General features: G+C 69.7%; 8 protein-coding genes. 2 read left to right on the top strand and 6 right to left on the bottom strand.

The window, feature by feature from the left end; genetic code table 11:
* Nucleotides 1-110: 110 nt before the first annotated feature.
* The 5 genes from AB0I83_RS30275 to AB0I83_RS30255 form a co-directional block, all read right to left on the bottom strand.
* Nucleotides 111-1,469, bottom strand: coding sequence for a dicarboxylate/amino acid:cation symporter (locus AB0I83_RS30275; RefSeq protein WP_356535112.1), 1,359 nt, complete (start codon nucleotides 1,467-1,469; stop codon nucleotides 111-113).
* A gap of 392 nt (nucleotides 1,470-1,861) precedes the next feature.
* The gene (locus AB0I83_RS30270; protein ID WP_356535111.1) at nucleotides 1,862-2,158 is read right to left on the bottom strand and encodes a DUF4229 domain-containing protein; all 297 of its coding nucleotides are present in this window, start codon (nucleotides 2,156-2,158) and stop codon (nucleotides 1,862-1,864) included.
* An 84-nt stretch (nucleotides 2,159-2,242) separates the two neighbouring features.
* Complete coding sequence (locus AB0I83_RS30265) at nucleotides 2,243-2,827, bottom strand: GNAT family N-acetyltransferase (protein ID WP_363306901.1); 585 nt, start codon at nucleotides 2,825-2,827, stop codon at nucleotides 2,243-2,245.
* Nucleotides 2,828-2,980: 153 nt separating this feature from the next.
* Nucleotides 2,981-4,144: an aminofutalosine synthase MqnE gene (gene mqnE, locus AB0I83_RS30260; RefSeq protein ID WP_356842961.1), complete on the bottom strand. Its 1,164-nt coding sequence runs from the start codon at nucleotides 4,142-4,144 to the stop codon at nucleotides 2,981-2,983.
* Nucleotides 4,145-4,232: 88 nt separating this feature from the next.
* The gene (locus tag AB0I83_RS30255) at nucleotides 4,233-4,688 is read right to left on the bottom strand and encodes an Lrp/AsnC family transcriptional regulator (protein WP_356535108.1); all 456 of its coding nucleotides are present in this window, start codon (nucleotides 4,686-4,688) and stop codon (nucleotides 4,233-4,235) included.
* 122 nt (nucleotides 4,689-4,810) lie between these two features.
* On the opposite strand from AB0I83_RS30255, the gene AB0I83_RS30250 reads away from it, so the two are divergent.
* Nucleotides 4,811-4,960: a hypothetical protein gene (locus AB0I83_RS30250; protein ID WP_356535107.1), complete on the top strand. Its 150-nt coding sequence runs from the start codon at nucleotides 4,811-4,813 to the stop codon at nucleotides 4,958-4,960.
* Between the two features lie 10 nt (nucleotides 4,961-4,970).
* Here AB0I83_RS30250 and AB0I83_RS30245 read toward each other — a convergent pair whose 3' ends face one another.
* Nucleotides 4,971-5,636 carry a UbiX family flavin prenyltransferase gene (locus AB0I83_RS30245; RefSeq protein WP_363306903.1) on the bottom strand — a complete coding sequence of 222 codons (666 nt, stop codon included), beginning with the start codon at nucleotides 5,634-5,636 and terminating at the stop codon, nucleotides 4,971-4,973.
* Nucleotides 5,637-5,792: 156 nt separating this feature from the next.
* On the opposite strand from AB0I83_RS30245, the gene AB0I83_RS30240 reads away from it, so the two are divergent.
* Nucleotides 5,793-6,398: a rhomboid family intramembrane serine protease gene (locus AB0I83_RS30240; protein WP_363306900.1), complete on the top strand. Its 606-nt coding sequence runs from the start codon at nucleotides 5,793-5,795 to the stop codon at nucleotides 6,396-6,398.
* Nucleotides 6,399-6,407 lie beyond the last annotated feature (9 nt).

The raw sequence follows: 6,407 nt of genomic DNA, 5'->3' as shown, positions 1-6,407 counted from the left end.
CCGCGCCCGCGCCCGCTAAAACGCGGCCGGCCCGCGCCCCCCCCACACGAGAGCGTCCCCCCGCCCGGTGGGCGGGGGGACGCTCTCGTGTGCGCGGTGCGGGTTCCGCGTCAGGCTGCGACGGCGACGCCGGCGGGCTTCGCGTCCTCGGCCTCGACCTGCTCGTCGACCGGGGAGGCCGACGCCGAGTTGTACGCGTCGTGGTCCAGGATCTTCTCCCGGGCCGCGACTATGACCGGGACCAGCGCCTGTCCCGCGACGTTCGTGGCGGTACGCATCATGTCCAGGATCGGGTCGATGGCGAGCAGCAGGCCCACACCCTCCAGCGGGAGGCCGAGCGTCGACAGCGTCAGGGTCAGCATCACCGTGGCGCCGGTGAGGCCGGCGGTGGCCGCCGAGCCGATGACCGAGACGAACGCGATCAGGATGTAGTCGCCGACACCGAGCTGCACGTCGAAGATCTGCGCGATGAAGATCGCGGCCAGCGCCGGGTAGATCGCGGCGCAGCCGTCCATCTTGGTCGTGGCGCCGAAGGGGACGGCGAAGGAGGCGTAGTCCTTCGGGACGCCGAGGCGCTCGGTGACCTTCTGGGTGACCGGCATCGTGCCGACCGAGGAGCGGGAGACGAAGGCGAGCTGGATCGCGGGCCAGGCGCCCTTGAAGAACTGCAGCGGGCTGACCTTGGCGACCGTGGCGAGGAGCAGCGGGTAGACGCCGAACATCACCAGGGCGCAGCCGACGTAGACGTCCGCGGTGAAGGTCGCGTACTTGCCGATCAGGTCCCAGCCGTAGGTGGCGATCGCGTAGCCGATGAGGCCGACGGTGCCGATCGGGGCGAGGCGGATGACCCACCACAGCGCCTTCTGGAGGAGCTCGAGGATCGACTCGCTGAGGGCGAGGATCGGCTTGGCCCGCTCGCCGAGCTTGATGGCCGCGACGCCGGCGACGACCGCCATGAAGACGATCTGCAGGACGTTCAGGTCGGTGAACGGGGAGATCACGTTCTCCGGGATGATGCCCGTCAGGAAGTCGATCCAGGAGCCCTTGGTCTCGGAGAGGCTGCCGTCCTTGGGGGTGAGGCCGGTACCCGACCCCGGGTTGGTGACCAGACCGATCGCGAGGCCGATGGCCACCGCGATCAGCGAGGTGATCATGAACCAGAGCAGCGTCCGGGTGGCCAGCCGGGCGGCGTTGTTGACCTTGCGCAGGTTGGTGATCGACACCAGGATCGCGAAGAAGACGAGCGGTGCGACGGCCAGCTTCAGCAGCTGGACGAAGATGCCGCCGACCTTGTCGAGCGTGGTGACGAGCCAGCCGACGTCCTGGCTGCGGGCGAGCCAGCCGAGCAGGACGCCGAGGACGAGACCGGCGACGATCTGGACCCAGAAGGGGACGCTGGGTATGCGGGATCCGGGACCGGAGGGCCTACCGGCCTCGGTCTCGGCGGGGGACGCGGAATTCGCGGACACGGACACACTCCAGATGTGACGCATCGGGACGTACGAGGGCAGACGTACGGCGTGCGGTCGAACAGGGGGACGGGGGTGCGGCGCCCGCGTCGGGGGCGGCGCCGCTGCATGGTGCCGGTTTCAGACGTTGCGGCAACAGACCGCGGACATACAGCGGCAGAGATCGACATGCAGGCGCACCACGAGCGGGACGCTCAAGGCGTGATGGGTGCGCACGGCTGTAATCATGTCGAATACGTTAACACTGCAACTTTGAGAACCTCAAAGGTCCGCTTCTTGATCATTTCCTCGCCGTCCACCCCGGACACGCCGAAACCCCGGTACGGGAGCGGTTGCTCCGGTCCGGGGCTTCGTCGCGTGCGGTCCTGGGTGTGAGGAACCTTACGCCGCGCCTACCTGGTGACGCTGTCCTCGCGGGTGCGGTTCGCCTCGAGCCTGGCCTTGGTCCGGTCGACCGTCGAGATGAGCTGCTCGGACATCTCGTCGCGCTGTTTGCGCAGCAGCATGAAGCTGAGGGGCGCGGAGAGGAGCAGGCCGAGGAGGAGCACCCAGACGACGTTGGAGCCGCCGACCCCCGAGGGCAGCACACCGAAGTGGACCGCCACGCCGGCGACGAAGAAGCAGCCCACGAAAATCAGCAGGCGCATCGCGGAGTACCGGATCGTTGCGCTGGGCTTGGCAGCGGACACGGCTTGCCTTCTCTCTACGTCCGACGTTCCGCGGTCGCGCGGCTGGCAGTTCTGCCCGACCAGTGAAGCATGCCCCGAATTCGATCAGTTCGCAGGGCTCCCCCCGTGCCCGGCGGCTTCCGGCGCGGACGCCGGGCCCGGCTGCCGGAAGAGCGGGAGCAGCATGATGACGTCGTCGCGGTAGTCGTCCTCGGCGACCCGGATGGCGTCGGGGATCCGGCCCACCTCCTTGTATCCGCAGGAGGCGTAGAAGCGGTCGGCCCCGGTGCCCCCGCGGCAGGTGAGCCGTACGGCGCCGATGCCGTCGATCGCGCGGGCGGCGTCGGCCGCGGCGGCCATCAGCTCCCGCCCGAAGCCCCTGCCCTGGTGCCGGGGGTGCACCATGACCGTGTAGACGCCGATCCAGTGGCGCATCAGCCGGTGGGTGTTGTGGGTGAGGAAGGCGGTGGCGGCGACCGTGCCGTCCTCGCCCCGCCCGACGACCAGGTGGGTGCGGCCTTCGGCCATCCCCGCGAGGTGCTTGACCAGTTCCGGCCTGACCACGTCGGCGGTGACGGGCGGGACGAACCCGACCGCTCCACCGGCGTTGCTGACGTCGACCCAGAGCGCGGTGATGTCGTCCCGCAGGGCCCGGTCGAACGCGGGATCCACTTCAAACGTAAGCGCCATATGCGCAGGTTAGCCATTACGCACAGCGTGCTCCAACCTGCGTCCACCACGCGGGAAAGTCCCGGCCGGGGACGGCGGACCGGGACTTCCGTACGGCGGGACGACCCGCGGACCGCGGGATGCCCGGGAAGCGCCCGCGAGGGGCGCGCGGCGTCAGACGCGCATGGGCTGCGGCGTCTCGCGCCGGTCGGCGTCCGGCCCCGGGTACTCGCGCAGGATCTCGTACCTGGTGTTGCGCTCCACGGGCCGGAAGCCCGCGTCCCTGATCAGGTCGAGCAGGTCCTCACGGCCGAGCTTGTTCGGGGTGCCGTAGTCGTCGGCGTCGTGCGTGATCTTGTACTCGACGACCGAGCCGTCCATGTCGTCCGCGCCGTGCTGGAGGGCGAGCTGCGCGGTCTGCACACCGTGCATCACCCAGAACACCTTGACGTGCGGGACGTTGTCGAAGAGCAGCCGCGAGACCGCGAAGGTCTTCAGCGCCTCCGCGCCGGTCGCCATCGACGTCCGCGCCTGGAGGGTGTTGCGGACCTTGCCGTCCTTCATGTCGACGAAGTCGTGCTGGTAGCGCAGCGGGATGAAGACCTGGAAACCGCCGGTCTCGTCCTGCATCTCGCGCAGTCGCAGCACGTGGTCGACGCGGTGACGGGGCTCCTCGATGTGCCCGTACAGCATCGTCGCCGGGGTCTTGAGCCCCTTCTCGTGCGCGAGGCGGTGGATGCGCGACCAGTCCTCCCAGTGGGTGTTGTGGTCGACGATGTGCTGGCGGACCTCCCAGTCGAAGATCTCCGCGCCGCCGCCGGTCAGGGACTCCAGACCGGCCTCGATCAGCTCGTCGAGGATCTCGGAGGCCGTGAGCCCGGAGATCGTCTCGAAGTGGTGGATCTCCGTCGCCGTGAACGCCTTCAGCGCCACCTCGGGCAGCGCCTCCTTGAGCGCGCTGAGCGAGCGGGGGTAGTAACGCCACGGGAGGGTGGGGTGCAGCCCGTTGACGATGTGCAGCTCGGTGAGGTTCTCGCCCTGCATCGCCTTCGCGAGGCGGACGGCCTCCTCGATGCGCATCGTGTACGCGTCCTTCTCGCCCGGCTTGCGCTGGAACGAGCAGTACGCGCAGGACGCGGTGCACACGTTGGTCATGTTGAGGTGGCGGTTGACGTTGAAGTGGACGACGTCGCCGTTCTTCCGCGTCCGCACCTCATGGGCAAGTCCGCCGAGCCAGGCCAGGTCGTCGGACTCGTAGAGCGCGATCCCGTCCTCGCGGGTCAGCCGCTCGCCGGCCCGGACCTTCTCCTCCAGCTCGCGCTTGAGTCCCGCGTCCACTAGGCCGCCTCCATATGTCTGTACGTATCCGATCCGGCAGCCAACGGTACTCCCCCGCCTTCCGGACGGAGGCACCCCCGCCCCCGCGTCACTCCTCGTCGGGAAGCTCGCCGACCCTGTTCTCCCACTTGGTCGAGAGCACCACGGTCGTGCGGGTCCGGGAGACCCCCCGGGTGCCGCTGAGCCTGCGGATCGTCCTCTCCAGGCCGTCCACGTCACCGACGCGGACCTTGAGCATGAACGAGTCGTCGCCCGCGATGAACCAGCAGTCCTCGATCTCCGCGAGGTCCTTCAGCCGGTGCGCGACGTCCTCGTGGTCGGCGGCGTCGGAGAGCGAGATCCCGATCAGCGCGGTGACGCCCAGTCCGAGCGACGCGGCGTCGACGGTCGCGCGGTATCCGGTGATGACACCGGCGGTTTCCAGCCGGTTGATGCGGTCGGTGACGCTGGGCCCGGAGAGCCCGACGAGCCGTCCCAGCTCGGCGTACGAGGCCCTGCCGTTCTCTCTGAGGGCCTGGATGAGCTGCCTGTCCACCGCGTCCATATGACTGGAACCTTCCATTGTTCAGCAGTGCCGCGAGTTTATGTGTAGAATCTAAGGCACAACAGGGGTTACGGCCTACAAATCTTTTCCGTCACCCAAGAAACGCTTACGAATCTTCAGGAGTGAACTTCACCGTGTACACGATCGAGATGGCCTACGCCCGGATGCGCGAGCTGCAGGACCTGGCCAACCGCTCGCGTGCCCATCAGCCCGCCGCCGCCCACCAGGTCGACCGGACCCGCACCCTCCGTCCGGGCCGGAAGAAGCGCTGACCCCACCGGATCAGCCCCGGGAGCCGCCACCGAGCTCCCCCTCCCACCGGCGGTACAGCTGGTGCGGCACACCCGCCGCGTCCAGCACCCGCCCGGCGACGAAGTCCACCAGGTCCTGGATGTGCGTCGCCCCCGCGTAGAACCCCGGAGAGGCGGGCAGCACCACGGCGCCCGCCTCGTCCAGCGCGACCATCTGCCTCAGCGTCGAGCCGCTCAGCGGGGTCTCCCGCACGGCCACGACCAGCTTCCGCCGCTCCTTGAGCGTCACGCTCGCGGCCCGCTGCAACAGGTCCTTCGAGAGCCCGAGCGCCACCCCGGCCACACAGGCGGTCGACGCCGGGACGATCAGCATCCCCTTCGCCGGGTACGACCCGGACGACGGACCCGCCGCGAGATCGCCGGCCGCCCAGTGGTGTACGGCCCCGACGTCCGGCCGGAAGGTGTCCGGCTTCCCGTCCGCGCCCCGCGCCAGCCAGGTCCGCAGGTCCTCCTGCCGGTGGGCGTCGCGGAAGGCGATCCCCGTCTCGTCCAGGAGCGTCAGTCGCGAGGCACGGCTGACCACCAGGTCGACGCTCTCGCCCGCGTCCAGCAGCCCGCGCAGCACCGAGGCCGCGAACGGCGTGCCCGATGCGCCCGACACCCCGACAATCCAAGGCCTGCGCTGCTGTTGAGTCACTGAAGTCTCGGCTGTCACACCGCCGAGCCTATCCGGCACCGGGTCTCCCGTCCGGGTCAGGTCGGGCCGGTGGCGACACGGCGGACATTCAGGAACCAGGCCGGGGCCTCCGTACGTTGCTACGGAAGAGGCAACAGCCATGGACAGGGGGTGACCATGACGGGCACACGCACGAGCGCCACCGCACGGGCCGTCACGGCCGGCGCGGTGATGCTCGCCTGGGTCGCGCTGCTGTGGGTGCTGGAAGGCGTCGACGTCGCGACGGGCAACTCCCTGGACACCTACGGCGTCAGCCCGCGCGAGCCCGCCGAGCTGGCCGACATCGTGCCGTCCGCGTTCCTGCACAGCGGCTGGGAGCACGTGGCGTCCAACAGCGTGCCGCTGCTGGTCCTGGGCTTCATAGCCGCGCTGGGCGGGACGGCGAGGTTCGCGGCCGTGGTCCTGGTGGTGATCGTGACGAGCGGCCTCGGCGTCTGGCTCACCGCGCCACCGAACACGGTCACGCTGGGGGCGTCGGGCGTGGTCTTCGGCCTGCTCGGGTACCTGCTGGTCCGCGGCTTCGTGGACCGCAGCCCGCTGGACATCGTCGTCGGCGTGGTCGTGGCCGCGGTCTACGGCTCGCTGCTCTGGGGTGTGCTGCCGACCGACTCCGGCATCAGCTGGCAGGGCCATCTCTTCGGACTGGTGGGCGGAGTGGCGGCGGCGTTCCTCTTCCGCCGCCCCCGCCGACCGCAGGAGCCGAGGGGCTACGTCACGGTGTGAGGCCGCGCC

It is taken from the genome of Streptomyces sp. NPDC049970, assembly GCF_040660235.1.
GTDB lineage: Bacteria > Actinomycetota > Actinomycetes > Streptomycetales > Streptomycetaceae > Streptomyces.
The sequence above is the reverse complement of the archived record's forward strand: the minus strand, read 5'-3'. Positions and strand labels throughout refer to the sequence as shown.

Bases quoted from the DNA above. Each gene is read 5' to 3' on its own strand.
- AB0I83_RS30255 (WP_356535108.1), bottom strand. From the start codon at position 4,688: ATGGACGCGGTGGACAGGCAGCTCATCCAGGCCCTCAGAGAGAACGGC.
- AB0I83_RS30265 (WP_363306901.1), bottom strand. From the start codon at position 2,827: ATGGCGCTTACGTTTGAAGTGGATCCCGCGTTCGACCGGGCCCTGCGG.
- AB0I83_RS30240 (WP_363306900.1), top strand. From the start codon at position 5,793: ATGACGGGCACACGCACGAGCGCCACCGCACGGGCCGTCACGGCCGGC.